Origin of the sequence: Shinella zoogloeoides (assembly GCF_030733845.1) — a bacterium.
In the GTDB taxonomy this organism is placed as follows: Bacteria; Pseudomonadota; Alphaproteobacteria; order Rhizobiales; family Rhizobiaceae; genus Shinella; species Shinella zoogloeoides_C.
Genome location: NZ_CP132311.1, coordinates 2781665 through 2807716 on the forward strand (window position 1 = coordinate 2781665; position 26052 = coordinate 2807716).

A 26052-nucleotide genomic window follows, 5' to 3' on the forward strand; every position below is an offset into this window, starting at 1 on the left:
GCCCTTTTGCGTTCAGGGGCGAATGAACACCGTCAGCATCATCATCGCGATGGCGACGACCGCGATCTTCCAAAAATCCGCGCGCCGCTTCAGCCCCGGCAGGCCGATGGGCCGGATGAGATGCAGCGGCATGACGGCAAGCAGCAGGGCGGGCAGGATTTTCGACATGGCGACCTTTCTCGGCCCTTCCTGTCACACCTCAGACACTTTTCCAAGCGATCAGCACAGGGCCTGAAAAACATGCCGGTGTCGCCTTTGCATCTGGCAATCGGCAACAGGTGCGCTATTCCTTCCCATCGGTGAAACTGCGAAAAATCAAATGCGTACAAACCTCATATCCGTCTTCGCGCTTCTCATGGGCACCCTGTTCCTCTTCCTGGGAAACGGCCTGCACGGCCTGCTGCTGCCGATGCGCGGCGCCTTCGAGGGCTATGAGACGACGATGCTCGGCCTGCTCGGCACGTCCTGGGCGACGGGCTTCGTGCTGGGCTGCCTCCTGGCGCCGACCATCGTCAAGCGCATCGGCCATGTGCGCGCCTTTTCCGGCTTCGCCTCGCTGATCGCCATCATCGCGCTTCTGACCGGCATGCTGGTCGATCCCTTCTGGTGGATCGTACTGCGCGCCGTCACCGGCTTTTCCATTGCCGGCACGTCGATGATCATCGAGAGCTGGCTGAACGAGCGCGCCACCAACGAGAGCCGCGGCCTGATCTTCTCGCTCTACATCGCCATCACGCTGATCGGCACCGTCGGCGGCCAGTTGACGGTCGCCCTCGGCGACGTGACGACGCCCTTGCTCTTCATGTTCGCCGGCATTCTCTACTGCCTTGCCATGCTGCCGACGACGCTTTCGACCGCCGCCTCGCCGCAGCCGCTTAAGCAGGTGAGGCTCGACATTCCCGCGCTCTTCCGCACCTCGCCCATCGCCTGCGTCGGCATCGTGCTGATCGGCATCGCCAACGGCGCCTTCGGCACGCTCGGCGCGGTTTTCGGCGCCAATGCCGGCCTTTCCTCCAGCACGATCGCCATCATGATGAGCGTCGCCATCTTCGCCGGTGCCGTCATGCAGCTTCCGGCCGGCCGCATCTCGGACCGGGTCGACCGCCGCATCGTGCTCGCCGTGCTCTCGGCGATCGCGGCCGGAGCCGGCCTTTCGCTCTTCGTCTTCCAGCCGGCTTCCGTTCCGGTCCTGCTGATGCTCACGGCGCTCTACGGCGCCATGGCCAACGCGCTCTATCCGATCGCCGTATCGCACGCCAACGACTTCGCGAGCCCCGAGGACTTCGTGAAGGTCTCCGGTGGCCTGCTGCTGCTCTACGGCGTCGGCACGATCATCGGCCCGACGCTCGGCGGCCCCATCATGTCGGCGGTCGGTCCCTACGCGCTCTTCATGGTCACCTGCTGGGCGCACATCCTGATCACCGCCTACGCGATCTTCCGCAGCCGCCGCCGCGCCGCCGTGCCGGCCGAGATGCGCGATTCCTACACGACCATCAATCCCGGCACGCTCACCACGCCGGAAAGCCTTCAGCTTTCGCCGCGCGCCCTCACCCAGCCGCAGGCCGCCGACGAGCAACAGGAGGAACGCACCGCATGAGCCTCTTTGACGACGACCGCCCGGCCAAGAAGACCGCACACGAGATCGGCAGCGACCTGTCGCTGCTGTCGGTAGACGAGCTTTCGGCACGAATCGAACTCCTGCGTGCGGAGATCGAACGGCTCGAAGCGGAGAAGACCCGGAAGGGCGCCAGCCGCTCGGCGGCGGAAAGCCTGTTCCGCTAGAAGCGGGCGGAACAGCCGGTATCAGGCCTGCCGGCTCCACCCGGCGGATGCGCCCCGCATCCCCTCGAATCACCCCGCACGCCCGAAGCGGCCCCCGCGCCGGATTGCCGCAGACTTGCCGAAAAGGCACAGGTTTGGCCAAAACCCCAATAGAGTTAACCGGCCATTAAGCCTTACATGTTATTACTTGCACATCCGGTTCTTCCGGGTTCAGACATTTTCGTCCTTTTGGGCATCGGTCTGATTTTTCTCCCTGTTTTACCTTGAGAGCCGCTTTCCGCGGCTCTTTTTTTGCTTGCGCGCACCCGCCCCGATACACCTGTCCCGAAAGAATTGTGGAGATTAACCCTTTCTTAAGAATACCCTTGCGCGAATTGGGTTATGGCATCATCCTCAAGACATAGACCGGCCACCTGGAACACCACGGGCCGACCTTCCGTTACCTGCATTGTGATGCGTTCAACAGGGATCAAACCATGTCCGAAAGAGGATTGAATACCGTCAGCTTTGCTGGCCACGTTGCGTCTTCGGCGCAATTCAAGTCCCTGTACGCCGAGGGCATGGGTCTGGTCGAGGAAACCGCAAGCTATCTCGACGGCGTCGGCCGTCAGGCGTCCAAGGTCCTGCCGCGCATGGCCTCGGTGCTCTATGCGGCGGAATCGATGCGCCTCACCACCCGCCTGATGCAGATGGCCTCCTGGCTGCTGCTCCAGCGCGCGGTCAACAATGGCGAGATGAGCCGCGACCAGGTGCTCTCGGAAAAGAACAAGGTTCGCCTCGACAGCTTCAACGTCGACAAGACCGCGCCCGGCTGGAACGACCTGCCGGAGGCCTTCCGCGACCTCATCGAACGCTCGCTTCGCCTGCAGAACCGCATCGCCCTGCTCGACCGCGAAATCTACCGCCCGCAGGAAGTCCAGAGCTTCCAGCCGGACAACCAGAACAGCGTCCAGGCCCAGATCAATCTGCTGCAGACGGCCTTCGGCAACAACTGAGCGGCAGCGCAAACGCCACGACACGAACCCGGCTCCGGCCGGGTTTTTTGTTGCTGGCAATCGTGTATTGCCCCTCACCTGCCTGCCGGCATCCTCCCCCCGTAAACGGGCGAGGAGCGCTGGGCTCACCGTTCTGCCCCCTTCTCCCCGCCTGCGGGGAGAAGGTCCCGGCAGGGGGATGAGGGGCTTAACCGCCACCAAAAACAGGCAACAAAAAACCCGGCCGAAGCCGGGTTCTTGAAATCGTCTGCGACGCAGAAGGATCAGAGGCCGAGGCCTTCGAAGCGCTTCTTGAACTTGGAAACGCGGCCGCCGCGGTCCAGCATCTGCTGGTTGCCGCCGGTCCAGGCCGGGTGCGACTTCGGGTCGATTTCGAGGTTCATCGTTGCGCCTTCCGAACCCCAGGTCGAGCGGGTTTCGTACTCGGTGCCGTCGGTCATGACGACCTTGATCATGTGGTAGTCGGGATGGATATCAGCCTTCATGACACTCTTCCTGCCTGTTCCGGGGGCCAATTGTCGCAATGGATTGCGACAGCGGGGCCAAAGACGTAAATGAAGCCGCGGTCGGTCGGACCTACGGCTTCCCAATTCGATGGCGAGCCTATACATGAAGGCCGTCTGGATAACAAGAGCCGAAAGACAATTCGTGCCGGCAGGCACTGGGAACGGGGGTATGGTGTCCACAGACAGACAGACAGTCGCGCAGGAAAAGCCCGCGCGCCGAAACATTCGTCCGCTGGGCAGGCTCGCTCCCTATATCCGCCGCTATCGCGGTCTGGTCGCCGGTGCGCTGGTGGCCCTCGTCATGGCCGCCGTGACGACGCTGGTGCTGCCGATCGCCGTGCGCCGCATGATCGACCACGGCTTCTCCGGCGCCGACCTCGGCTTCATCAACACCTATTTCACGATGCTCTTCGTGCTGGCCGGCCTGCTCGCGCTGGCAAGCGGCATGCGCTACTATTTCGTCATCACGCTCGGCGAGCGCATCGTGGCCGATCTTCGCCGCGACGTCTTCGCCCATGTCACCAGGCTGTCGCCCGCCTTCTTCGACGTCAACCAGTCCGGCGAGATCGTCTCGCGGCTGACGGCCGACACCACGCAGATCAAGTCCGCCGTCGGCGCCACCGCCTCTGTCGCGCTGCGCAACCTCATCCTCTGTTTCGGCGCCATCGCCATGATGGTCTATACGAGCCCGAAGCTCTCCAGCCTCGTCATCGCCGCCATCCCCGTCATCGTCTTCCCGCTCGTCGCCTTCGGCCGCTCGGTGCGCCGCCGCTCGCGCGAGGCGCAGGATACGCTTGCCGCCGCCTCCGCCTATGCGGGCGAAGCGATCGGCGCCACCCGCACGCTGCAGGCCTTCAACGCGGAAGAGGCCGCCCGCGCGCGCTTCTTCGGCAATGTCGAGAGCGCCTATGAGGCGGCGCGCGCCGCCATTCGCGCCCGTTCGCTGCTGACCGGCTTTGCCATCGCCATGATCTTCGGCTCCGTAGTCGCCGTGCTCTGGTTCGGCGCGCGCGACGTGCTTTCCGGCACGCTTTCGGCCGGCACGCTCGGCCAGTTCCTGCTCTATGCGGTCTTCGCCGCCGGCAGCCTCGGCGCGCTCTCCGAAGTCTGGGGCGAACTCTCGCAGGCCGCCGGCGCGGCAGAACGCCTCACCGAACTGCTCGCCGAACCGCCGGCCATCACCGCTCCTGCCAATCCGGTGGCGCTGCCGGTGCCCGCCCGCGGCGAGATCGCCTTCGAGGACGTGCACTTCTCCTACCCGGCGCGTCCCGGCTACCGCAGCATCAACGGCCTTTCCTTCTCCGTGAAGCAGGGCGAGACCGTCGCAATCGTCGGCCCGTCCGGTGCCGGCAAGAGCACGATCCTGTCGCTGGTGCTGCGCTTCTACGATCCCGATGCCGGCACGGTGCTTCTCGATGGCGTCGACCTTCGCACCGCCGATCCCGAAGACCTGCGCCGCCGCATCGCGCTGGTCCCGCAGGACGTCACCATCTTCGCCGCGACGATCCGCGACAACATCGCTTTCGGCATGTCCGGCGTCAGCGACGAGGCAATCCGCGCCGCGGCCAGGGCCGCGCAGGCGGAAGAGTTCATCGAGCGGCTCGACAAGGGCTATGACACGATGGTCGGCGAGCGCGGCGTCACGCTGTCGGGCGGTCAGCGCCAGCGCATTGCCATCGCCCGCGCCATCCTGAAGGATGCGCCGCTGCTGCTGCTCGACGAGGCGACCTCCGCGCTCGACGCGGAGAGCGAGACGCTGGTGCAGAAGGCGCTCGACGGCCAGATGGGCAAGCGCACGACGATCGTCATCGCCCACCGCCTCGCCACCGTCCTGAAGGCCGACCGCATCCTCGTCATGGAAGACGGCCGCGTCGTCGAGGAAGGCACGCACCAGTCGCTCATCCGGCAGGACGGGCTCTATGCCCGCCTCGCCCGGCTGCAGTTCGACCATGGCGGCCAGGCCTTCCTTGGGGAGGAACGCGCGGTCGGGTGATCGTCGCCCTTGCCTCGCGAGGCTGGCGCCCTATCCTGAGGTGGCGACTTCACGTCACCTTGGGAGGAGAACCACGTGGCATTTTCGACGATCACCCGCCGTACCCTCATTGCGCTTGGCACCACCGTGCTCGCATCGCTGTCGCTGGCCCTGCCCGCCGGCGCCCAGCAATTCCCCGACCGGACCATCACGCTCGTCGTGCCCTTCGCGGCCGGCGGCTCGACGGACGTCGTCGCCCGCATCATCGCGCAGAAGATGTCAGAAAACCTCGGCCAGCAGATCGTCGTGGAAAATGTCGGCGGCGCCGGCGGCAGCCTCGGTGCCGGCCGGGTGGCGCGCTCGGAGCCGGACGGCTACACGATCCTGATGGCGACCGTCGCCACGCACGCGCTGAACCCGCTGATCCTGAAGACCAAGCCCTATGATGCGGAAAAGGATTTCGCGCCCGTCTCGCTGCTCGTCATCGTGCCGAACGTGCTGGTGGTCAATCCGGAACTGCCGGCCAAGACCGTCGAGGAACTGCTGGCGCTGCTGAAGGCCGATCCCCAGGGGTACAGCTACGCCTCCTCCGGCAACGGCACGCCGCTGCACCTCTCGGGCGAACTGTTCAAGAGCATGGCGGGCGTCAGCATGCAGCATGTGCCCTACAAGGGATCCGGTCCGGCGCTGAACGACGTGATCGGCAACCAGATCCCGATCATGTTCGACAACTTGCCCTCCTCCTCCGGCCACATCAAGGCCGGCACGCTGCGCGCGCTCGCCGTCACGACGAAGGAGCGCGCGGCGTCCTTCCCGGATGTGCCGACCGTCGCTGAAGCCGGCATCCCCGGCTACGAGACCTATACCTGGAACGCGCTCTTCGCCCCGGCCGGCACACCGACGGAGGTCGTCGCCAAGCTCAACGAAGCGGCGAACAAAGCGATGAAGGATCCGGCCGTCGCCGAACGCATGAAGGAGTTCAGCGCAACCATCGTCGGCTCGACGCCGGAAGAACTCGGCAAGCACGTCACGGCGGAACTCGCCAAGTGGAAGCCGGTGGTCGAAGGCGCCAACATCCAGATGGATTGACCGGCAGCTTCCTCGGCCGGCGCTTTCAGGCGCCGGCCGCCCTGCCCGCGATGCGGCCGGAGAACAGGCAACCGCCGAGGAACGTGCCCTCCAGCGCATTGTAGCCATGCAGGCCGCCGCCGCCGAAACCGGCCGCCTCGCCCGCCGCATAGAGCCCCGGCACCGGCTTGCCCGACAGTTCCAGCACTCGGCCCGAAAGGTCCGTCTGGAGCCCGCCCAGCGTCTTGCGCGTCAGGATGTTGAGGCGCACGGCGATCAGTGGCCCGACCTTCGGATCGAGCAGGCGGTGCGGCCGCGCCGTGCGCATCAGCTTGTCGCCGAGATAGGCGCGCGCCCCGCGGATCGCCGTGACCTGTGCGTCCTTCGAGAACGGATTGTCGATCTCCCGGTCGCGCGCCTCTACCTCGGCCCGCACCTGCGCCACATCCAGCAGCGGCTCGTCGGTCAATGCGTTCATGGCGGAGACCAGATCGCCGAGATCGTTTCGCACCACGAAATCCGCACCCTTGTCCATGAAGGCCTGCACGGGGCCGGGCGGGTTCCTGCCGAGACGCTTGAGGAGCAGCGGAATGTTCTTACCGGTCAGGTCCGGGTTCTGCTCCGAGCCGGACAGCGCGAATTCCTTCTTGATGATCGCCTTCGTCAGGATGAACCAGCTATGGTCATGGCCGGTCGCACGGATCGCCTTCAGCGTCGCCAGCGTATCGAAACCGGGCATGGCCGGCGCGGGGAAGCGCCGCCCGCGCGCATCGAGCCAGAGCGAGGAGGGACCCGGAAGGATGCGGATGCCGTGGCCCGGCCAGATCGGATCCCAGTTCCTGAGACCTTCCGTATAGTGCCACATGCGGTCGCCGTTGATGAGCGAGCCGCCGACCTGCTGCGCGATGCCCAGCATGCGCCCGTCGACATGGGCGGGCACGCCGCTCACCATGAAGCCCGGCGGTTCGCCGAGGCGTTCGCGCGGCCAGTTCTGCCGTACCAGGTCGTGGTTGCCGCCGATACCGCCGGAGGAGACCAGCACCGCGCCGGCCCGGATGCTGAAATCGCCGACGATCTCGCGTGACGTCGACCGTCCCCGTTCGCCGCCGTCAGGCTTCAGCACGGCGCCATGGGCACCGACGACCGAACCGTTCTCCATGATCAGGCCATCGACCCGATGGCGGAAGCGGAAGGCAAGCCCTCCTGAGGCGCGCAATTCCTGCGCCCGCCGGACGAACGGCGCCAGCACGCCGGGGCCGGTGCCCCAGGTGACGTGGAAGCGCGGAACGGAATTGCCGTGCCCGGTGGCGAGCCCGCCGCCGCGCTCGGCCCAGCCGACGACCGGAAACCAGCGCATGCCCATGGCGTGCAGCCAGGCGCGCTTTTCGCCGCTCGCAAAATCCAGATAGGCCTCCGCCCAGCGGCGCGGCCAATAGTCCTCCTGCCGGTCAAAACCGGCCGAGCCAAGCCAGTCCTGGCGGGCGAGATCGATGCTGTCGCGGATGCGCATGCGCCGCTGTTCGGGACTGTCGACGAAGAACAGGCCGCCGAGCGACCAGAAGGCCTGCCCGCCGAGGTTCTGCTCGCCCTCCTGATCGAGGACGATCACCTTGAGGCCTCGTCCGGCCGCCTCCGTTGCCGCAACGAGACCGGCAAGGCCAGCCCCGATCACCAGAAGATCGCAATCCACCGCACTGCCTCCCATCGCCAAGCGTGAAAAACTTACGCATACGTACGCGTAAGATCAACATGCTGCAAAGAGACGGGAGACGCCGATGCGAAAGGCTACTTTTCCGTGAGCTTCAGCTCGATACGGCGATTGGTGGCGCGCGCCTTGTCGTCCCCGCCCTCGGCAAGCGGCTGGAACTCGCCGAAGCCGGCCGCGACGAGCCGGTTGGCCGGCACGCCGTTGGCGATCAGGTACTTCACCACCGATGTCGCGCGGGCGGACGAAAGTTCCCAGTTGTCGCGGTAGCGGCCGGTGCCGGAGAGCGGCACATTGTCCGTATGGCCGTCGACCCGCAGCACCCAGTTGATCTCGGAGGGGATTTCCTTGGCAAGGTCGAGCAGCGCCGTCGCCAGCTTACCCATCTCTGCCTGCCCGGCCTCGTTGAGATCGCTGCCGCCCGAGGGGAACAGCACCTCCGACTGGAAGACGAAACGGTCGCCGACGATGCGGATGTTCTCGCGGTCGGAGAGGATTTCGCGCAGACGCCCGAAGAAGTCGGAGCGGTAGCGGTTGAGCTCCTGCACGCGCTGCGCCAGCGCCACGTTGAGACGCCGGCCGAGATCGGCGATCTTCGCCTGCGAGTTCTTGTCCTTGGCCTCCGAGGCCTGAAGTGCCTCTTCGACGGCTGCGATCTGGCTGCGCAGCGCCGCGATCTGCTGGTTGAGCAGTTCGATCTGGCTCATAGCCCGCGCGCTCATCTGCTTTTCGGTATCCAGCTCGCCTTCCAGCGCCGCCGCGCGAGCGCTCGCCGCGTCGGATGCACCGGAGCCGCTGTCGAGCAGCTGCTGCAGGCGGGTCCGGTCGCTTTCGGACTGGGCGAGCGAGGCCTGGAGGTTGGCGAGCGCATCCTCCAGATCCTGCTTGCCGCTCTTTTCCAGCGCCAGGAGCTGCGTCAGCTCGTTGATCTGGCTGGTCAGCCGGTTCAGCACGTCGTCCTTGCCGGAAATCTCGCGGCTGAGGAAGAATTGCGCCAGCACGAACACCGTGAGCAGGAACATGATGGCGAGGAGCAGCGTCGACAGCGCATCGACGAAGCCCGGCCAGTAATCGACCGAACGCTGGCTGCGCCGGTTGCGGGCGAGCGCCATGTCTATTCGCCCCCGGCCGACTGGGCTTTTTCGGCGGCGCGTTCGGCCCGCTCGCTCGCCTTGTCACCACTGCGCGCGGCCAGCCGGTCGAGCGTGCGGCGCAGCGCCTTGGATTCCTCCTGCTGCGCCTCGATCCAGTCGCGCAGCATCTGCTGTTCGCTGCGCATGTTCTTGACGAGGCCCTGGATGCCTTCCGCAAGGCTCGCCATGGCGGCGGTGGAGCGGTTGCTGCCGCCGCCTTCCTGCGCAAGCTTCAGGATCTGACCGGCCAACGCCTGCACATCGGCGGACGAGGTTGCCGCCATGTCGGCGACCGGCTGCAGCTCGGAACCGACATCCGTCACCGACGAGAGCCAGTTTTCCAGCTCCGTATAGAAGCGGTTCTGCGCCCGGCCGGCCTGAAGGTCGAGGAAGCCGAGAATGAGCGAGGAGGACAGGCCGAAGAGCGAGGTGGAGAAGGCCGTGCCCATGCCTTCCAGCGGCGCGGAAAGGCCTTCCTTGAGGGCGGCCAGGATATCGTTCGCGGTGCCGCCGCCGGCATCGAGCGACTGGATGACCGTGCTGATCGAACCGATCGTGCCGAGCAGGCCCCAGAAGGTGCCGAGCAGGCCGAGAAAGACGAGAAGGCCGATCAGGTAGCGGGACGTGTCGCGGGATTCGTCGAGGCGCGTCGCGATGGAGTCGAGGATGGACCGCAGCGTCGTCGTCGAGAGCGCCACCGAATGATGCCTGCCGATCAGCGCGCGCATCGGCGCAAGGAGCACCGGATCGCGCCCGACCTTTTCTGCGCTGCCCGCCGCGCGGAAGGAATTGAACCAGCGCACCTCGGGCCGGAGCCTCAGCACATGGTTGAACACCAAGAGCACGCCGATCAGCAGAACGCCGAGGATGAGGCCGTTGAGGCCGGGATTGCTGAGGAAGGCCGATTGCGCCTGGCGGAAGAGGATCGCGGCCACGAAACCGACGATGATGAGGAAGATCACCATCGTCCAGAAGAAGGCCATGGGGCTCGAGAGTTTAAGCGGGTAGTCGTCTCCGGTCTCGGACGACCCTCCCCAGCCCGACAGCGCCAGCTTAGCCATGTAGTCCCATCTCCGCTTTCTCGTCGGGGCGGAGACTAGAGGAAGATTGCGCCGAATTGAAGGGCTTAGCGGCAAAAGCAGCGCGTGAAAGCGCCGCCCCGCCCGCCCCTCAGCGCGTCGGCACCGGGCGGTGCAGCACTTCGCGCAGCGCCTTGTGGATATATTCGTTGCCGCAGACGATCGCGCCGGTCTCGAACATGGCGTTGCCGCCTTCGAGATCGGTCGCATAGCCGCCGGCCTCGCGAATCAGGAGGATGCCGGCCGCGATGTCCCAGGCGGAAAGGCCCCGCTCCCAGTATCCGTCGAAACGGCCGGCCGCGACATAGGCAAGGTCGAGCGCGGCGGCGCCGAGGCAGCGCATGCCGGCAACCTCGCCCATCACATGGCGCTGCTCGATGAGGAACTTGCCGTGGTTGCCGCGGCCGAGATGCGGCATGCCGCAGCCGATGACGGCGTCCGACAGGTTCTTGCGGGCCGCCACGCGCAGGCGGCGATCGTTGAGGAAGGCGCCGCCGCCGCGCTCGGCGGTGAAGAGCTCGTCCGTCGCCGGGTTCAGCACGACGGCTGCGACGATCTCGCCATTGCGCTCCAGCGCGATCGAGACGGCAAAATACGGAATGCCGTGCAGGAAGTTGGTCGTGCCGTCGAGCGGATCGACGATCCAGCGATGCGCGCCGTCCGTGCCGACGATCTCCTCGGATTCCTCGCCGAGGAAGCCGTAGGTCGGGCGTGCCTTCATCAGCTCGTCGCGGATCAGCTTCTCCGCCTTGCGGTCGGCCTGGGAGACATAGTCGCCCGGCCCCTTGAGCGAGACCTGCAGGTTCTGCACTTCGCCGAAATCGCGGGCGAGCGACTTGCCGGCCTTGAAGGCGGCCTGAACCATGACGTTGAGAAGAGCTGAGCGAGCCATGTAACTTAAGTCCTTCGGGAATGTCCGGATGCTTCGGGACGGCAAAAGCCGCGGCGCACGAGGGCACCGGACCGAATGTGCGGCCTCAAGACCACAAATTCCCCGAAGTTTCAAGCCTTGCGCCCCTGCGCGCAGCGCAAAGCAGGGTGCACGATCGTGCAACAGGGTAAATGCGCAGGCCTCAGGACCCCGAGCGGAACTTGTTGGCCGCGGCGACCGCGGCCTTCTGTTGCTCGTCGTTGAGGCCGAGATAGAAGTCTTCCAGCGAGGGATCGTTGAGCCCGGCGCGGCGCGCCAGCACGAACCATTTCGCCGCCTCGACCGGGTTGGACCTGGTGCCGATGGCGTGGATGTAGAGCTGGGCGAGCTTGCTCTGGGCGACCGGGTTGCCGCCCTCCGCCGCCCGCTTCATCCACTTGAAGCCTGCATCGTAGTCGCGCTCGCCGGCCGTGCCGTTCACCAGCCACATGCCGAGATCGAGCTGGGCCGTGTCGTACCCCGCGCGCGCCGCGCGCACCAGCCATTCGCGGGCCCGCTTCGTCTTCTCCTCCGGCAGGTCCTTCAGGTTGATGTAGATCTGCGACAGCGCATATTGCGCGTCCGCAATGCCTTGCTCTGCGGATTTCTCGTAATAGGGCATGGCATCGCGCAGGCCCTTCTCGCCGGGACTGTCGGCCACCAGCACCTGCGCGTAGTTGAACTGCGCCGAGGCATTGCCGAGATCGGCGGACTTCTTCATCAGTTCGTCGGCCTTCTTGCGGTCCTCCTTCGAGCGCGAGCGCTCCATGAGAAGGACGGCATACTTGAACATGCCTGTGGGATCGCCGCCATTGGCCGCCTGCTCGTACCAGAAGATGGCCTGTTCGCGGTTCCGCTTGACGCCGAGGCCGCGGTCAAGGATTTCGGCGACCAGCGTCTGCGCCGCCGGATCGCCGAGCTGCGCGCGCGGCAGGGCCAGCTCCATCGCGGTGAGGTAACGGCCGCGCTGGAACGCGCCATAGGCATCGTCAACCTTGCCGGTGAAGGGCTTTTCCGCCGGCAGGTCAGGCAGTTCCGCCCCCATGCGCTCCAGCACGGTGAGGCCGCCGGACGGACCGTCGGCCGGCTTTTCCCCATCCTTCCCGGTCTCCGGGGTCTCGGCAACGAAGCCGGGCTGCACGTCGTTCGCCAGGCCCTTTACCGGTTCCGTCGTATCGTCCGGGGTGACGGAAGGCCCTTTCTTGGCCGGTTCCGCGAGGACAGGCGCGGCCATGAGAACGCCCATGGCAAAAAACGCCATCGGCGCGATACGGCTAGCTTGCGAGAGGGCGGCCCTGATCATGCGCGCCTACTATTGCTCAAACCGTGGCGCTTTTTCGTCAAGCAAAGCGTTGACGGCGGCAACCACATGCGGCGCCTGCGCCGGATCGGCGAACACCGCCTTGTCGAGCGCCACGAATTCCGCGCCGGCCTCGGCCACGACAAGCGCCGACTGCGGATCCGTGCCGCCGAGCACGATGCAGGGAATTTCGACCATCGACGCCCACCATTCGGCAAGCGCCACGTTCTTCGGATGCGCTTCCGGCTTGATGTCTCCGCCGATCTTGCCGAAGAAGATATAGTCCGGCTGAACCTCGCCGACCTCCAGCGCCTTGTGCCGGTCCGTCGCATTGCCGCCGCCGACGATGAGCTGCGGCGTGAACTTCTCGACCACCTCGCCCAGTTCCTCGACGCCACCCGTCACATGAATACCGTCGGCCTTCACCCGGCCGGCCACGCGCGTATCGCCGGCGACGAGCGCCGCCGCGCCGGCTTTCTGCACGATCGGCACCAGCACCTCGGCGTGCTTCTGGAACTGGCCGTCGTCCAGCCCGTATTGCGGCAGGATCACCGAAGCGACGTCACCGCCCTTCAGCGCGCCTTCCAGCATCGCGGCCCGCGCGGAAAGGTCCTCGCCCTCGGGAAGGATCAGCACCAGGCGGCAGCGGGTTTCGACATCGGACATGAATGGGCACTTCCCTTGGGTTGAGATCGTCGGGGCTCGTCATAACAGATCAAAGCGGATAGACGGAAGAACGAAGAGGATCAATCGCCTTCCATGTCCATCGACCCCAGCATCTATTATGCCGCCATCCCCGCCGTTGTCCTCGTCGGCCTCACCAAGGGGGGCATGGGAGAGGCGCTGGCGCTGATGGGCGTGCCGCTGCTGGCCATGGCCGTGCCGCCGGTGCAGGCCGCCGCCATCTTGCTGCCGATCCTCGTAGTGATGGATTGCGTCTCGCTATGGATCTGGCGCCAGCACAACGACCGCACATTGCTGAAGATGCTGCTGCCGGGCGCCCTCCTCGGCATCGCGATCGGCTGGGCGACCTCCGCCTACGTGCCGCGTGATGCCCTGCGCCTCATCATCGGCGTCATCACGGTGCTCTTCGCGCTGCGCTACTTCTACAACAGCTGGCGGGTGCGCCACGGCCATGTCATCCACGCCAAGCCGCACCGGCTTGCTCCGGCGGCCTTCCTCGGCACGCTTTCCGGCTATGGCAGCTTCGTCGCCCATGCCGGCGGTGCGCCGTTCCAGGTCTACGGCCTGCCGCTGAAGCTGCCGCCGCGCGATTATACCGGCGCGGCCGTGCGCTTCTTCGCCATCCTCAATTTCATAAAGCTCGGTCCCTATTTCGCGCTCGGCCAGCTCGATACGGAGAACCTGACGATCTCCGCCACGCTCGTCCCGCTGGCCATCCTGGCGACCGCCCTCGGCGGTTTCGCCGTCAAGCGCATGAAGCCGGACGTCTTCTATCCCTTCATGTACGCCATGGCCCTCGTCGCCGGCCTGAAGCTCTCCTACGACGGCGTGCTCGCCTTCCTCTGAAGCCTTCCTTCGCAGCGCACAAAACGCTTGCCGCAAATGCTGCTTTGCCATAGCGTTCGGCCATGGCGCACCCGGACCCCTTCGCTGCGATTGCCGATCCCAACCGCAGGTTCCTGCTGGAGGAGTTGCGCCGTGCCCCGCGCACCGTCAACGAACTGTCCGAAGGCCTGCCGATCAGCCGTCCGGCGGTATCGCAGCACCTCAAGGCGCTGCTCGATTCCAACCTCGTCAGCGTGAAGGCCGAGGGCACGAAGCGTATCTACGCGATCAACGCCAAGGGCTTCGACGGGCTCAATCTCTGGCTCGACCAGTTCTGGTCCTGACCCGGCAACCGTCCCATCCTGAAACAGAACGCCCCGGCATGCGTTGCGGCAGGCCAGGGCGTCTCGACGTCTATGATTTGGTTTCCTGGGACGGTTTCGCGAAATGGGCTCCTGCCCTGGTCTTCCCATTCAGACCAACTGTTTCCGCGACCTTCACCCTTCTAATAACTTGGAAAAATCCCTGTCGTTTCAGTGGGATGAAGAGCGAAGACGCTCGATCTCATCCTTGATGCGCAGCTTGCGACGCTTGATGTCCGCGATTGTCTGATCCTCCGAAGAGGGGCGCGTTACGGCAGCATGCAGCTCTTCCTCCAGAGCAAAATGCTTCTTTTCCAGCGTGGCCAGATGAGCCTCAATCGTCATGTGACAGTTCCTTCCTTTTGCTTGCACCCGATCACTTTCATGCCGGATGGTCCAGGTTGCAACAAAGTCAGTGTGCCATGTCATTTTTCATTTGTCGAAGGCGAAAACGTGGCAAGGGATAACTTCCCGTTACCATGGCTTTCGTGGTAGGAGCAGCCTTCATACAGGCTGGGGAGTGCGGGGGAGCCGCGCCTCCGACGACGGGGAACGTATAGCATGGCAGACCAGGAACAGGCTGAATTGCGGCTTGCCGTTGCACGGCTGCGCCAGGAGCACGAAGACTACGACGCCGCGATCAACGCCATGATCCAGATCGGCTGCGAAGCCCTCAGAATCCAGCGCATGAAGAAGAAGAAGCTGATCCTGAAGGACACGATCTCCAAGCTGGAAGACCAGATCATTCCCGACATCATCGCCTGAACCGGACGAGAAGCCTTGGACACCACAGAAACGCCCCCCGTCGCCATCATCATGGGAAGCCAGTCCGACTGGGAGACGATGAAGAACGCCGCCGATACGCTCGATGCGCTCGGCGTCGATTACGAGGCCCGCATCATTTCGGCGCACCGCACGCCCGACCGGCTCTATAGTTTCGCGCGCGGCGCCAAGGCGGAAGGCTTCAAGATCATCGTCGCAGGCGCCGGCGGCGCGGCGCATCTGCCGGGCATGGCGGCCGCCATGACGCCGCTGCCGGTCTTCGGCGTTCCTGTCCAGTCCAAGGCGCTGTCCGGCCAGGACAGCCTCCTGTCCATCGTCCAGATGCCGGCCGGCATTCCCGTCGGCACGCTCGCCATCGGCAAGGCCGGCGCGGTCAACGCGGCCCTCCTTGCCGCCGCCGTGCTCGCCCTCAACGATCCCGAGCTTGCCCATCGCCTCGACGAATGGCGCGAGAACCAGTCGAACGCCGTTGCCGAATATCCCGTGGACGGCCCCCTATGAGCGCCACCACGATCGGCATCATCGGCGGCGGACAGCTTGGCCGCATGCTGGCCATGGCGGCCGCGCGCCTCAGCCTGCGCACCGTCATCCTCGAGCCGCAGGCCGATTGTCCGGCCGCACAGGTCGCCAATGCGCAGATCGTCGCGGCCTATGACGATCCGGACGCGCTCGCCGAACTCGCACGCCTTTGCGACGTCGTGACTTACGAATTCGAGAACGTGCCCGTCGCGGCCGCCGAGGCGCTGGCGAATGCCGTGCCGGTCTTTCCGCCGCCACGCGCCCTGGAAGTCTCGCAGGACCGGCTCGTCGAAAAGAGCTTCATCCGCGATTGCGGCATTCCCACCGCCGATTTCGCCGCCGTGGACAGCCAGGCCGATCTGGAAGCCGCGCTCGACCTTTTCGGCGGCGTCGGCGTGCTCAAGACACGCCGGCTTGGCTATGACGGCAAGGGGCAGCGGCTCTTCCGCTCGCCGGCCGAAAGCCGCGATGGCGCCTTCGAGGCGCTCGGCGGCGTGCCGCTGATCCTCGAAAGCCTCGTGCCCTTCGAGCGGGAAATCTCGATCATCGCTGCGCGCGACCGCGACGGCACGATCGCCTGCTACGATCCGGCGGAGAATGTCCACCAGAACGGCATCCTGCACACCTCCACCCTTCCCGCCCGCGTCGGCGAGGCGACGGCCGACCAGGCCCGCAAGGCGGCGCGCGCGATTCTCGACAGCCTGTCCTATGTCGGGGTCATCGGCGTCGAATTCTTCGTGCTGCCGGATGGCGGGCTGGTTGCCAACGAGATTGCGCCGCGCGTGCACAATTCCGGCCACTGGACGGAGGCGGCCTGCATCGTCTCGCAGTTCGAGCAGCATATCCGCGCCGTCGCCGGCCACACGCTCGGCGATCCCCGCCGCCATTCGGACTGCGTGATGCAGAATCTCATCGGCGACGACATCGACGACCTGCCCACCTGGCTCGCCAGACCCGGCGTGCTCGTCCATCTCTACGGCAAGACGGAAGCCCGGCCCGGCCGGAAAATGGGGCATGTTACCCAGATTTTCGACTGAGAGAGGCCGGAAAACCGGTCGCTGTGGCGGAAAACCCGCCGTCCACGGTTGACAGGGGAAATGTCACGGGGTACATGCCTGCCAACCCGAAAGCGCGCCCGAAACGGCGCGTTTTTGATTGAAGAAATCCGGCGAACTCGAGTCGCCCTGTAATACGCGGATCAGAAAAATGAAGATCAAGAATTCGCTCAAGTCGCTCAAGGCTCGCCACCGCGAGAACCGCCTTGTTCGCCGCAAGGGCCGTATCTACATCATCAACAAGCAGAACCCGCGCTTCAAGGCTCGTCAGGGCTGATCAGGCGTCGTGGTCGCCTGCCCTTCACAGGGCAGTGATGATCGACAAATTTCGATTTGAAGTTAGGCCATGGCGGTTTACCATAACCGCCATGCGCTTTTTTATGCTGTCCATACTTATCCTTTCCCTCTCCCTCATCGGCGCCGCACCGACCGCTGCCCTTGCGCAGACAGCCGACAAGGCTTCCGTCGATGCCTCGGCCACTGCGTTCACCACGCCCGCCCAGCGGATCGACAAGCTCTTCACCGAGTTGAAACTCGAGGGAAACCCGGATGCCGCCAGGGGCATCGCCGACCAGATCCGCCGTGAATGGCAGGATTCCGGCAGCGCAACCATCAACCTTCTCATCCAGTGGGCCGACAAGGCCATGTCCGAGGAAAAGAACGCCGCCGCGCTCGATTTCCTCGACGAGACTATCCGCCTGAAGCCGGACTATGTGGAAGGCTGGAACCGTCGGGCGACCCTGCACTTCAAGATGAACAACTACCGCAAGTCGATGTCCGACATAAACCAGGTGCTGCGGATCGAGCCCCGTCACTTCGGCGCGCTCGCCGGCATGGCCGCGATCATGGCGCAGACCGGCCGTGACGAGATGGCCCTCAAGGCCTGGGAGCGTTTCCTCGACATCTACCCCACCGAGCGGCAGGCGCAGAAGGAACTCGGAGACCTCGCGGAAAAGCTTACCGGCCAGCGCACCTGACCGCGGCGGGCGATCCCGTAGACACAGTTCCTGCCCCAAGCCCGGACCAATCCTTGCCTCCTCCCCTTCGCCTCATGCTGACCATTTTCATTGCTGCCCCCATCGCCCTCGCGCTCGCCGGCTACGCCTTCACGGCGTGGAAGACCCGCACCTTGGAACAGGCCTTCCCGAATGTCGGCGAGTTGATCGACATCGGCGGCATCCGCATGAACAGCGTGTTCGTGCCCGCCGGCGGGACTGCCGACCTGCCGCCGGTCGTCTTCATCCACGGCGCCAGCGGCAACCTGCGCGACCAGATGCATGCCTTCCGCAATAGGCTGGAAGGCCGTGCCGACCTGCTCTTCCTTGACCGTCCCGGACACGGTTATTCGCAGCGCGGCGGGCCGGAAAATGCCTGGCCGGACGGGCAGGCGCACGCCATCGCCCGGCTGATGGAAAAGCGCGGCATCGGCAAGGCGATCATCGTCGGCCATTCCTTCGGCGGCGCCATTGCCGCAAGCTTTGCGCTGGAACATCCGGAAAAGACGGCGGGCCTGCTCTTCCTTGCGCCCGCCACCCATCCCTGGCCGGGCGGCGTCGACTGGTACTACGATCTTGCCAGGATGCCGGTGATCGGCTGGCTCTTCACCCGCATCGTGGCGCTGCCCGCCGGCCTGTCGCGCATCGACAGCGGCACGCGCTTCGTCTTCGCGCCGAACCCGCGCCCGGACGACTACATCGAGGCCACGGCGCCGGCGCTCGTGCTGCGCCCGGCAACGTTCCGCAACAATTCGATCGACGTCGCCAACCTGCTGGACTATGTGCGCCGCGTACAGCCGCGCTACCGCGAGATCCGCACGCCGACGGTCATCGTCACCGGCGATACGGACGGCGTCGTCTATGAGGAAATCCACTCGCGCGGGCTGGTGCGGGATATCGAAGGTTCGGAACTCGTCTGGATCCATAATCTCGGCCACAAGCCGGACTACGTAGTGACGGACCTTGCCGTCGAGGCGCTCGAAAAGATCGCCGGCAAGGATCGCGACCTGCAGGAATCAGCAAGGCGGGCCGAAGCCCGCCTTGCGAAGGATCACGGCGAATAGAGGCCGCTCAGACGCCGCTGACGCCGTCGGCGCCGATATAGGCGATGCGCAGCATGTTCGTCGCGCCCGGCGTGCGGAGGGGAACGCCGGCGGAGATGATGATGCGGTCGCCCGGCTTGCCGAATTCCTCGGCAACGACGATGCGGCAGGCGCGGTTGACCATGTCGTCAAGGTCTTCCGCATCGCCCGTGACGACGCAGTGCAGGCCCCAGACCACCGAAAGGCGGCGCGCCGTCTCAATGACCGGCGACAGCGCAAGCACCGGCGTGTCCGGCCGCTCGCGCGCGGCGCGCAGGCCCGTCGTGCCCGACGAGGTGTAACAGACGATGGCCGACAGCTTCAGCGTTTCCGCGATCTGGCGGGCGGCCAGCGAGATGGCGTCCGCGCCGGTCGCTTCCGGCGTCGAGCGCTGGGCGTAGATGATGCCCGGATAGTGGGGGTCGCGCTCGACCTTGCTGGCGATCGACGCCATGGTGGAGACGGCCTCGAACGGGTAATCGCCCGAAGCGGATTCGGCCGACAGCATGACGGCGTCCGCGCCTTCAAAGACAGCGGTCGCGACGTCGGATACCTCGGCGCGGGTCGGCACCGGTGCGGAAATCATCGATTCCAGCATCTGCGTGGCGACGACGACCGGCTTGCCGGCGCGGCGGCAGGCGCGGATGAGCTGCTTCTGCAGGCCTGGAACGGCTTCCAGCGGCATTTCCACGCCGAGGTCGCCGCGCGCCACCATCAGCGCGTCGGAGAGTTCGATGATCTCGTCGATGCGCTCGATGGCCTGGGGTTTCTCGATCTTCGACATGAGGCCGACGCGGCCGCGGGCGACCTTGCGCACTTCGGCAAGGTCTTCCGGGCGCTGGATGAAGGAGAGCGCCACCCAGTCGACGCTGCCGGTCGCGAGAACCGCATCGAGGTCGACGCGGTCCTTCTCCGTCAGCGCGCCGACGGGCAGCAGCGTGTCGGGCAGGCTGACGCCCTTGCGGTCGGAGATCTTGGTGCCGGAAACGACGGTGCAGACGATCGACTTGCCGTCGGCGCTGTCGGCGCGCAGGTGCAGCTTGCCGTCGTCGATCAGCAGGCGGTGGCCAGGCTTGACCGCTTCGAGGATTTCCGGGTGCGGCAGGTAGACGCGCTTGCTGTCGCCGGGCGTGTCCTTGTTGTCGAGCGTGAATGTCTGGCCGGGCTTCAGCTCTTCCGAGCCGTTGGCGAACTTGCCGACGCGCAGCTTCGGGCCCTGAAGGTCGGCGAGAATGCCGATCGGGCGGCCACAGCGCGCCTCCACGGCGCGGATGCGGCTGATCAGCGTGCGCATCACGTCGTGGCTGGCATGGCTCATATTGATGCGGAACAGGTCTGCTCCCGCCTCATGCAGCTTCTGGATCATCTGCTCGTCAGATGATGCGGGTCCAAGCGTGGCGAGGATTTTGACTTTTCTGTTCCGTCTCATCAGTTCTGGCTCTCCTGAGTCCCTGGCGTGTCGGAAAGCTGCACCATCCAGCTTCCCTGTCGACCCGTGTCGTATTCCTTGAAGCCCATGCGCTGGAAACCGCGGGCGAAGCAGTCCTCGACGCCGGTGACCTTGAACTCGTTCTCGGCGACGCACATGTTGACGTCGCCGGTCCAGCGGCCGCCGCGCGCGGCATCCTCGGCATAGAGATAGTAGTAGCGTGACTGCAACTCGCCCTCGATCAGCGTGGCGCAGGTCGTGGCAGGCACCTGCCACCAGCCTTCGGTCATCCAGCCTTCCTTGGCACGGTAACCGATGGCGACGCCGACGAGGTTCTGCGTGCCGTTGCAAACGCGGAAATCGGCCTTCGCCTCATCCGGGACGGACAGGGCGAGGAAACCCGCGAGTGTGAAAAGGCCGGCCTGGAGAAGACCGCTGGCTTTCGGGAAAAACGGGCTATGGCTCTTGGTTCTCACGGCTTCCAATGGAACTCCGTTGATTTGAATATGCGCTTTCTTGCGACGACGGGGCAGGAATGTCAACGCAACACTAATCGATTACATTTTCACAAAAGGAGAAGGAATCTTTCCTGTAACCGCAAGGCCCGAACCTTGCGAGGCGGAACGCCCCATGCGATCAGTCGCAAGGCGCGGCGGACATGTGGTAAAAGGCATGCAGGATCATCCTCCCTTCGAGATCATTGACGGCGACACCGGCCTCGGGCTCGTCATCCTGGCGGACCACGCCACCAATCGCCTGCCCGAACGCTACGGCCGCCTCGGCCTGCCGGAAAGCGCCTTCGAGCGGCACATCGCCTACGATATCGGCGTCGAGGGCGTGGTGCGCGGCCTTGCCGGCCGGCTGAACGCGCCGGTCGTCATGAGCCGCTTCTCCCGCCTTCTCATCGACCCCAATCGCGGGGAAGACGACCCGACGCTCGTCATGCGCATTTCCGACGGCGCGATCGTTCCAGGCAATCATCCGATCACGCCTGAAGAATGGCAGCACCGGCTCCAGACCTACCATCGGCCCTATCACGATGCCGTGTCCCGGACGATCGCGAGCGTTGCCGCCAGGACCGGAAAGGCCCCCCTCGTCATCTCCATGCATTCCTTCACGCCCACCTGGAAAGGCGTCGCGCGGCCCTGGCAGGTGACGGTGCTGTGGGACAGCGATCCACGCGCGGTCCGGCCCCTGCTCACGGAGCTTGCGGCACCGGGCGATGTCGTCGTCGGCGACAACGAGCCCTATGACGGCGCCCTGCGCGGCGACACCATGTTCCGCCACTGCATGAAGCCCGGCATTCCCCATGCCCTCATCGAGATCCGCCAGGACGAGATCGGCAGCGAGGCGGGCATCGCCCGCTGGGTCGACCGGCTCGCGCCGGTCCTGTCCCGGTTGAATGCGGACGAGGCCCTGCACACATACGAAATATTCCCCTCCCGCACCGGGCCCTATTGAGACGCAGGAAAAGACGATGACCGAGCTTACCAGAGAGCAGCAGACCGAATTCGAGGCCGCCGCCTTCCGCCGCCTCGTCACGCACCTGCGCGAGCGCAGCGACGTGCAGAACATCGACCTGATGAACCTTGCCGGCTTCTGCCGCAACTGCCTGTCGAACTGGTATCGCGAGGCCGCGAACGAGGCCGGCGTTTCCCTCGACAAGGAGGCTTCGCGCGAGATCGTCTACGGCATGCCCTACGAGGAATGGCGCGAGCGCTACCAGCGCGAGGCGAGCGAGACGCAAAAGGCGGCCTTCGAAATCAACCGTCCCAAGGAATGACGCGGCGCGCGCGAAAATCCTGAAGGAGCGCGTGATAGGCCTTGATCTTGCCGGAAGTTCGCGGCAAGTCACGGCACAATTCGAATTTCTAGCCCATCCAAGGAGAAAAGCATGTCGGATGCCCACGGCGTCGCCCGCGACCAGCTTCGCGCATTCATCGAGCGGATCGAACGCCTCGAGGAAGAAAAGAAAACCATCGCCGACGATATCAAGGACGTCTACGGCGAAGCCAAGGGCACCGGCTTCGACACCAAGATCCTGCGCAAGGTCATCCAGATCCGCAAGCAGGACAAGGACGAGCGCATGGAGCAGGAAGCGATCCTCGACACCTACCTGCAGGCCCTCGGCATGATCGAACTGCCGCAGGACGCCGAATAAGCCTTTCGCGCAATCATCCAATGAAAAACCCGCCGGATCGCTCCGGCGGGTTTTTTGATGGGACGTTTCCCTGCGCTTAGTTCTCGGCGCTTTCGAACTTGCGCACTTCCATGAAGTTCACCGCCGTGCCGCTGAAACGGCCGGTGTCGATCGACTTGCCTTCCGAATGGAAGCCGGCGAGGTAGACGGTCGTCGGTGCGGCACGCAGCGTGCGGCTGACGAAGCGCGGCGCCTTGACCGGCTTGGACAGCGTCGCGACGCGGCCCTGCGTCAGCGCCCATTGCGAAAGGATCTTCTGCGACAGCTTCGGCTCGGTGCGGATTGCACCGCGGTTCGCCGCATCGGCGTCCTTCTTCTTCGGACGGCTTCCCTTGGTGGTCGCGTCTTCCGCCGTCTTGGCATCGAAGGCGTCGAGACCGGAGAGCGAGCGACTGCCGCTATCGTTCATCGAGACGAGCGCGGCCATTTCGACCGGCGTGCCGGCAGCATCGTCCGTCGTCGGATCGGCAAGCGCTGCAAGGCCCGAACGGTCGGCCGACGACGGCAGCGCCACATCGGCCTCGGCCGCCGCCATCAGCGCCGTCTGCGTCTTGTCGAGCTCGACCTGCGGACGCAGGCCCGGCACCGGCACCATGGCCAGTTCCTCGCCGTCCTCGGCCGAGGCTTCCGCCGTCATGACCTCACCCGGCTGCGCATCGCCGGCCTGGGTGCGGGCACCCAGCATCACGGGAAGCGGAATCTTATAGGCCGCGAGATCCTCGAATTCGGGCTTCTGCTCTTCGGCCGTCGCCGCTTCGAGCGCCGCAACGGCACCGCTCGTCGTCGGCGCGACAAGAGCAAGTTCGCTCGTTGTCTCTTCGGATTTGAAGGCCGGGCGGCTGCCGGGGACCGGCGCGCTGAAGTCGACTTCCGTTTCGGCCTCGGTCGCGACCGGTTTCGTCTCGGCGGCCTTCGCCTTCGCGCCGGCGGATCCGCCTTCGTCGAAGTCATCGGCGATGGTCGCGTTGCTCGCGATCATTTCGGGTTCTTCATCCTCGTCGCCACCACCGCCGAAGAGAGCGGCAAGGAAGCCGCCCTTGCGCTTGGAGGCCGTCGGGCTGGAGCCGCCGCCGGCGACTTCGATCGTGTTGGCGCCGACGCGACGCTTGTAGTCGGCAACCGCCTGCTGGTAGCCCGGCAGCGGCTTGCCGTCGGTCGGCACGTGCATGGTCTTGCCATCGGGGAAGAGGCGGGTGAGTTCCTGACGGCTCATGCGCGGCCAGGCGCGCACGCTGCCGACGTCGAGATGGACGAAGGGCGAGCCGGAGGTGGGATAGTAGCCGACGCCGCCGACCTGGAACTTCATCGCGGTCGCGCGAAGGGTCGAGAGCTTGACGCCGGGAATGTAGAAATCCATCGCCTTGCCGAGCATGTGCTGGCTCTTCTTGGCGACGCCCTTGGAGCGCGAGCGCAGCATGCCGTTCGTCGCCGGCGAGCGATAGGCCGACACGACGTTGATGTAGCCCTTGCCGCCGGCCTTCTGGTAGACTTCCCAGACGAGGTCCAGCAGGCGCGGGTCCATACGCGTCGGCTCGTTGCGGCGCCAGTCGCGCAGGAACTGGTTGATCTGCTTCAGGCCGCGCTGATCGTAGCGCCCGTTGCGCTTGAAGGTGATCTCGGCCTTTTCCTTGGTATGGATGAAATAGAGCTTGAGCGTGCGACTGCCGCTCTCGGCCTGGACCGTCGCAGGGATCGCCGTCGGCAGGATCAGGGCAGCAGAAAGCATGGCCGTGGACAACGCCTTCGGCAGCTTGTGCAGCACTGTCTTGCAAAGGCTGCTCAGGGAGGACCCCCGGCGCTTCATCGATGCGAACAAATTTGCCAACTCTTTCCCCGTCCGAAGGACAACGAACGTCCGTTGCCCCAGATGACTGCCAATTGCGGTAAGAGCATGGCAAATCCGCCACACTCTTCTTCGCGCACCCGTTATAGTGAACAATCCACTAACAGGGAATAAACGGCAATCGAGAAATCCCAAGTGGCCGGGATATCAGGGGTTTTTACGCAGCTTCCTTCAACGGATCATCCGGATCGATGCCGTAATCCTTGAGTTTGCGGTAGAGAGTCGAGCGTCCGATGCCCAATTTGCGGGCAACCTGGCTCATCTGGCCATGATAGAATTTCAAGGCGAAGCGGATCAGTTCCTCCTCCACATCAGCCAGTTTGCGCACATGGCCGCCCTTGTCGACGCTGGAAATCGCATTGTCCGGGCCGGACGACGTGTCGAGTGATTCGCTCGGCCGGAAGTCCGGGTAGACGCTTGGCAGGCGCGTTTCGGATGATGCCGGCTCAGGCGTACGCAGGTCCGCCGCATCCCAGGTGACGGCTCCGTCCTCGGCAAGGCCGTAGCCGGGAACCTGCGCTGCGATCTGCGGGAAGTCGGCGGCCGTCAGTTCCGCCCCTTCGGACAGCACGACGGCGCGGAAGATGGCATTTTCGAGCTGGCGGATATTGCCCGCCCAGTCATAGGCGGTCAGCAGTGCCATCGCGCCGGCCGAAACGCCGAGCGGACGGGCGAGCTTCTGCTCGCCGGCAAACCGCTGCACGAAGGAGCGCACCAGGACCGGAATATCCTCCTTGCGCTTGCGCAGCGCCGGAATGGTGATCGGGAAAACGTTGAGGCGATAGTAGAGGTCTTCGCGGAAGCGGCCCTCGCGCACCTCGTTGATGAGGTCGCGGTTGGTCGCCGAGATGAGGCGCACATTGACCTTCTGCGGGAAGCGTGCACCGATCGTCTCGATCTCGCCCTGCTGGACCGCGCGCAAGAGCTTCACCTGCACCTCGAGCGGCAGGTCGCCGATCTCGTCGAGGAAGAGCGTGCCGCCGTCGGCCTCCATGAACTTGCCGGTATGGCGTTCCGTCGCGCCGGTGAAGGCACCCTTCTCGTGACCGAAGAGAATGCTTTCGACCAGGTTGTGCGGAATAGCGCCGCAATTGACGGTGACGAAGGGCTTGTGCGCCCGCTCGCTCGCCGCCTGGATGGCGCGCGCCACCATTTCCTTGCCGACGCCCGATTCGCCTTCCAGCACCACCGGAATATTCGACTGCGCGGCGCGGCGGCCAAGCTCGATGACGCGCAGCATTTCGGGACTTGCCGAAACGATGTCGTCGAAATGCACGGTCTCGGCGCGATGACGGCGGCCACCGCGGCCGCGGCCTTCCCGCTGGTCCACCTTCAGCGCATTGCCGACCGCGGCATTCAAGCGCTCGGGCGACACCGGCTTCACCACGAAATCGAAGGCGCCGGCCCGCATGGCCATCACCACCGTCTCGATGCCGCCCTGCCCCGTCTGCACGATCACGGGAATGGTGTTCTCGCGTTCGGAGAGCGCGTCGAGGAAGGCCGAGCCGTTCATTTCCGGCATCATCAGGTCGAGCAGGATGACGTTGATCAGGCCGCCCTTGCGATCGAGCAGATCGAGGCCCGCACGGCCGTTTTCCGCCATATGGGCGACATGGCCGGAGCGCTCGATCATGTTCTTCAAGAGCCTGCGCTGGACAGGATCGTCATCGATGACAAGAATATGGGCCGTCACTGGAACCTCCTTGCCTCAAGGCATGCCTCATGCACGCCCAAGGGAACTGGACACCAGCGGACCATGGCAGAAAGGGTTGAACATGCCGTTTTGAGAAAGGCTTGCATTTTAACCAATGCCGACGCAAGCAAG

At 65.1% G+C, this 26052-nt stretch carries 28 protein-coding genes and 1 pseudogene; 16 read left to right on the top strand and 13 right to left on the bottom strand.

The window, feature by feature from the left end:
- Positions 1–12: 12 nt before the first annotated feature.
- A complete protein-coding gene (locus tag Q9316_RS14770; protein ID WP_306032342.1) occupies positions 13–168 on the bottom strand; it encodes a hypothetical protein in 156 nt (51 codons plus the stop codon).
- A 151-nt stretch (positions 169–319) separates the two neighbouring features.
- On the opposite strand from Q9316_RS14770, the gene Q9316_RS14775 reads away from it, so the two are divergent.
- From Q9316_RS14775 to rcdA, 3 genes are all read left to right on the top strand, one after another.
- Positions 320–1597, top strand: coding sequence for an MFS transporter (locus tag Q9316_RS14775; protein ID WP_306032343.1), 1278 nt, complete (start codon positions 320–322; stop codon positions 1595–1597).
- A complete protein-coding gene (locus Q9316_RS14780; protein ID WP_306032344.1) occupies positions 1594–1782 on the top strand; it encodes a DUF1192 domain-containing protein in 189 nt (62 codons plus the stop codon). Before Q9316_RS14775 ends, Q9316_RS14780 begins: the two co-directional genes overlap by 4 nt.
- Before the next feature lie 476 nt (positions 1783–2258).
- Positions 2259–2777: a protease adaptor protein RcdA gene (gene rcdA / locus Q9316_RS14785; RefSeq protein WP_306032345.1), complete on the top strand. Its 519-nt coding sequence runs from the start codon at positions 2259–2261 to the stop codon at positions 2775–2777.
- A gap of 263 nt (positions 2778–3040) precedes the next feature.
- Here the strand turns inward: rcdA and rpmE are convergent, their stop codons facing one another.
- Positions 3041–3262: a 50S ribosomal protein L31 gene (gene rpmE, locus Q9316_RS14790; RefSeq protein WP_306032346.1), complete on the bottom strand. Its 222-nt coding sequence runs from the start codon at positions 3260–3262 to the stop codon at positions 3041–3043.
- A 190-nt stretch (positions 3263–3452) separates the two neighbouring features.
- On the opposite strand from rpmE, the gene Q9316_RS14795 reads away from it, so the two are divergent.
- Both Q9316_RS14795 and Q9316_RS14800 read left to right on the top strand, forming a co-directional pair.
- Positions 3453–5276, top strand: a complete 1824-nt coding sequence (locus Q9316_RS14795; protein ID WP_306032347.1) for an ABC transporter transmembrane domain-containing protein — start codon at positions 3453–3455, stop codon at positions 5274–5276.
- A 75-nt stretch (positions 5277–5351) separates the two neighbouring features.
- On the top strand, positions 5352–6344 hold the full coding sequence (locus tag Q9316_RS14800) for a Bug family tripartite tricarboxylate transporter substrate binding protein (RefSeq protein WP_306032348.1): 993 nt from the start codon (positions 5352–5354) through the stop codon (positions 6342–6344).
- A 25-nt stretch (positions 6345–6369) separates the two neighbouring features.
- Here Q9316_RS14800 and Q9316_RS14805 read toward each other — a convergent pair whose 3' ends face one another.
- From Q9316_RS14805 to Q9316_RS14830, 6 genes are all read right to left on the bottom strand, one after another.
- Positions 6370–8028, bottom strand: coding sequence for an FAD-binding dehydrogenase (locus Q9316_RS14805; protein ID WP_371877918.1), 1659 nt, complete (start codon positions 8026–8028; stop codon positions 6370–6372).
- 80 nt (positions 8029–8108) lie between these two features.
- Positions 8109–9140, bottom strand: coding sequence for a peptidoglycan -binding protein (locus Q9316_RS14810; protein WP_306032350.1), 1032 nt, complete (start codon positions 9138–9140; stop codon positions 8109–8111).
- 2 nt (positions 9141–9142) lie between these two features.
- The gene (locus Q9316_RS14815) at positions 9143–10222 is read right to left on the bottom strand and encodes a MotA/TolQ/ExbB proton channel family protein (protein ID WP_306032351.1); all 1080 of its coding nucleotides are present in this window, start codon (positions 10220–10222) and stop codon (positions 9143–9145) included.
- Positions 10223–10331: 109 nt separating this feature from the next.
- Positions 10332–11132 carry an inositol monophosphatase family protein gene (locus tag Q9316_RS14820; protein WP_306032352.1) on the bottom strand — a complete coding sequence of 267 codons (801 nt, stop codon included), beginning with the start codon at positions 11130–11132 and terminating at the stop codon, positions 10332–10334.
- Between the two features lie 181 nt (positions 11133–11313).
- Positions 11314–12453, bottom strand: coding sequence for a tetratricopeptide repeat protein (locus Q9316_RS14825; protein WP_306032353.1), 1140 nt, complete (start codon positions 12451–12453; stop codon positions 11314–11316).
- Positions 12454–12462: 9 nt separating this feature from the next.
- Positions 12463–13116 (bottom strand): thiamine phosphate synthase, encoded by a 654-nt coding sequence (locus Q9316_RS14830; protein ID WP_306032354.1) that lies wholly within the window; start codon positions 13114–13116, stop codon positions 12463–12465.
- A 93-nt stretch (positions 13117–13209) separates the two neighbouring features.
- On the opposite strand from Q9316_RS14830, the gene Q9316_RS14835 reads away from it, so the two are divergent.
- Both Q9316_RS14835 and Q9316_RS14840 read left to right on the top strand, forming a co-directional pair.
- Entirely contained in the window at positions 13210–13980 is a 771-nt protein-coding gene (locus Q9316_RS14835) for a sulfite exporter TauE/SafE family protein (protein WP_306032355.1), read from the top strand.
- 62 nt (positions 13981–14042) lie between these two features.
- The gene (locus tag Q9316_RS14840) at positions 14043–14303 is read left to right on the top strand and encodes an ArsR/SmtB family transcription factor (RefSeq protein WP_306032356.1); all 261 of its coding nucleotides are present in this window, start codon (positions 14043–14045) and stop codon (positions 14301–14303) included.
- A 189-nt stretch (positions 14304–14492) separates the two neighbouring features.
- On the opposite strand, the gene Q9316_RS14845 is transcribed toward Q9316_RS14840, so the two are convergent.
- A complete protein-coding gene (locus Q9316_RS14845) occupies positions 14493–14666 on the bottom strand; it encodes a YdcH family protein (RefSeq protein ID WP_306032357.1) in 174 nt (57 codons plus the stop codon).
- Positions 14667–14882: 216 nt separating this feature from the next.
- On the opposite strand from Q9316_RS14845, the gene Q9316_RS14850 reads away from it, so the two are divergent.
- From Q9316_RS14850 to Q9316_RS14875, 6 genes are all read left to right on the top strand, one after another.
- Positions 14883–15086, top strand: a complete 204-nt coding sequence (locus Q9316_RS14850; RefSeq protein WP_306032358.1) for a YdcH family protein — start codon at positions 14883–14885, stop codon at positions 15084–15086.
- 51 nt (positions 15087–15137) lie between these two features.
- Positions 15138–15605: a 5-(carboxyamino)imidazole ribonucleotide mutase gene (purE, locus tag Q9316_RS14855; protein ID WP_306035316.1), complete on the top strand. Its 468-nt coding sequence runs from the start codon at positions 15138–15140 to the stop codon at positions 15603–15605.
- On the top strand, positions 15602–16660 hold the full coding sequence (locus Q9316_RS14860) for a 5-(carboxyamino)imidazole ribonucleotide synthase (protein ID WP_306032359.1): 1059 nt from the start codon (positions 15602–15604) through the stop codon (positions 16658–16660). The genes purE and Q9316_RS14860 overlap by 4 nt, the downstream gene beginning before the upstream one ends.
- Before the next feature lie 169 nt (positions 16661–16829).
- Entirely contained in the window at positions 16830–16955 is a 126-nt protein-coding gene (gene ykgO, locus Q9316_RS14865) for a type B 50S ribosomal protein L36 (RefSeq protein ID WP_024271182.1), read from the top strand.
- Between the two features lie 82 nt (positions 16956–17037).
- Complete coding sequence (locus Q9316_RS14870; RefSeq protein ID WP_306035317.1) at positions 17038–17655, top strand: hypothetical protein; 618 nt, start codon at positions 17038–17040, stop codon at positions 17653–17655.
- 53 nt (positions 17656–17708) lie between these two features.
- Positions 17709–18737: an alpha/beta fold hydrolase gene (locus tag Q9316_RS14875; RefSeq protein WP_371877919.1), complete on the top strand. Its 1029-nt coding sequence runs from the start codon at positions 17709–17711 to the stop codon at positions 18735–18737.
- A 7-nt stretch (positions 18738–18744) separates the two neighbouring features.
- Here Q9316_RS14875 and pyk read toward each other — a convergent pair whose 3' ends face one another.
- Both pyk and Q9316_RS14885 read right to left on the bottom strand, forming a co-directional pair.
- Positions 18745–20184: a pyruvate kinase gene (gene pyk, locus Q9316_RS14880; protein WP_306032360.1), complete on the bottom strand. Its 1440-nt coding sequence runs from the start codon at positions 20182–20184 to the stop codon at positions 18745–18747.
- A pseudogene (locus Q9316_RS14885) lies at positions 20184–20561 on the bottom strand (DUF1036 domain-containing protein); the annotation flags it as partial. The gene pyk and the pseudogene Q9316_RS14885, both read right to left, overlap by 1 nt.
- 295 nt (positions 20562–20856) lie before the next feature.
- Here Q9316_RS14885 and Q9316_RS14890 point away from each other — a divergent pair.
- From Q9316_RS14890 to Q9316_RS14900, 3 genes are all read left to right on the top strand, one after another.
- On the top strand, positions 20857–21645 hold the full coding sequence (locus tag Q9316_RS14890) for an N-formylglutamate amidohydrolase (RefSeq protein WP_306032361.1): 789 nt from the start codon (positions 20857–20859) through the stop codon (positions 21643–21645).
- A 16-nt stretch (positions 21646–21661) separates the two neighbouring features.
- Entirely contained in the window at positions 21662–21967 is a 306-nt protein-coding gene (locus Q9316_RS14895; RefSeq protein WP_306032362.1) for a DUF1244 domain-containing protein, read from the top strand.
- A 111-nt stretch (positions 21968–22078) separates the two neighbouring features.
- Complete coding sequence (locus Q9316_RS14900; protein WP_306032363.1) at positions 22079–22345, top strand: DUF2312 domain-containing protein; 267 nt, start codon at positions 22079–22081, stop codon at positions 22343–22345.
- Positions 22346–22421: 76 nt separating this feature from the next.
- Here Q9316_RS14900 and Q9316_RS14905 read toward each other — a convergent pair whose 3' ends face one another.
- Together Q9316_RS14905 and Q9316_RS14910 are read right to left on the bottom strand one after the other, a co-directional pair.
- Positions 22422–24188 (bottom strand): DUF882 domain-containing protein, encoded by a 1767-nt coding sequence (locus Q9316_RS14905; protein ID WP_306035320.1) that lies wholly within the window; start codon positions 24186–24188, stop codon positions 22422–22424.
- Between the two features lie 196 nt (positions 24189–24384).
- Positions 24385–25920: a sigma-54-dependent transcriptional regulator gene (locus Q9316_RS14910; RefSeq protein WP_306032364.1), complete on the bottom strand. Its 1536-nt coding sequence runs from the start codon at positions 25918–25920 to the stop codon at positions 24385–24387.
- Between the last annotated feature and the right edge of the window lie 132 nt (positions 25921–26052).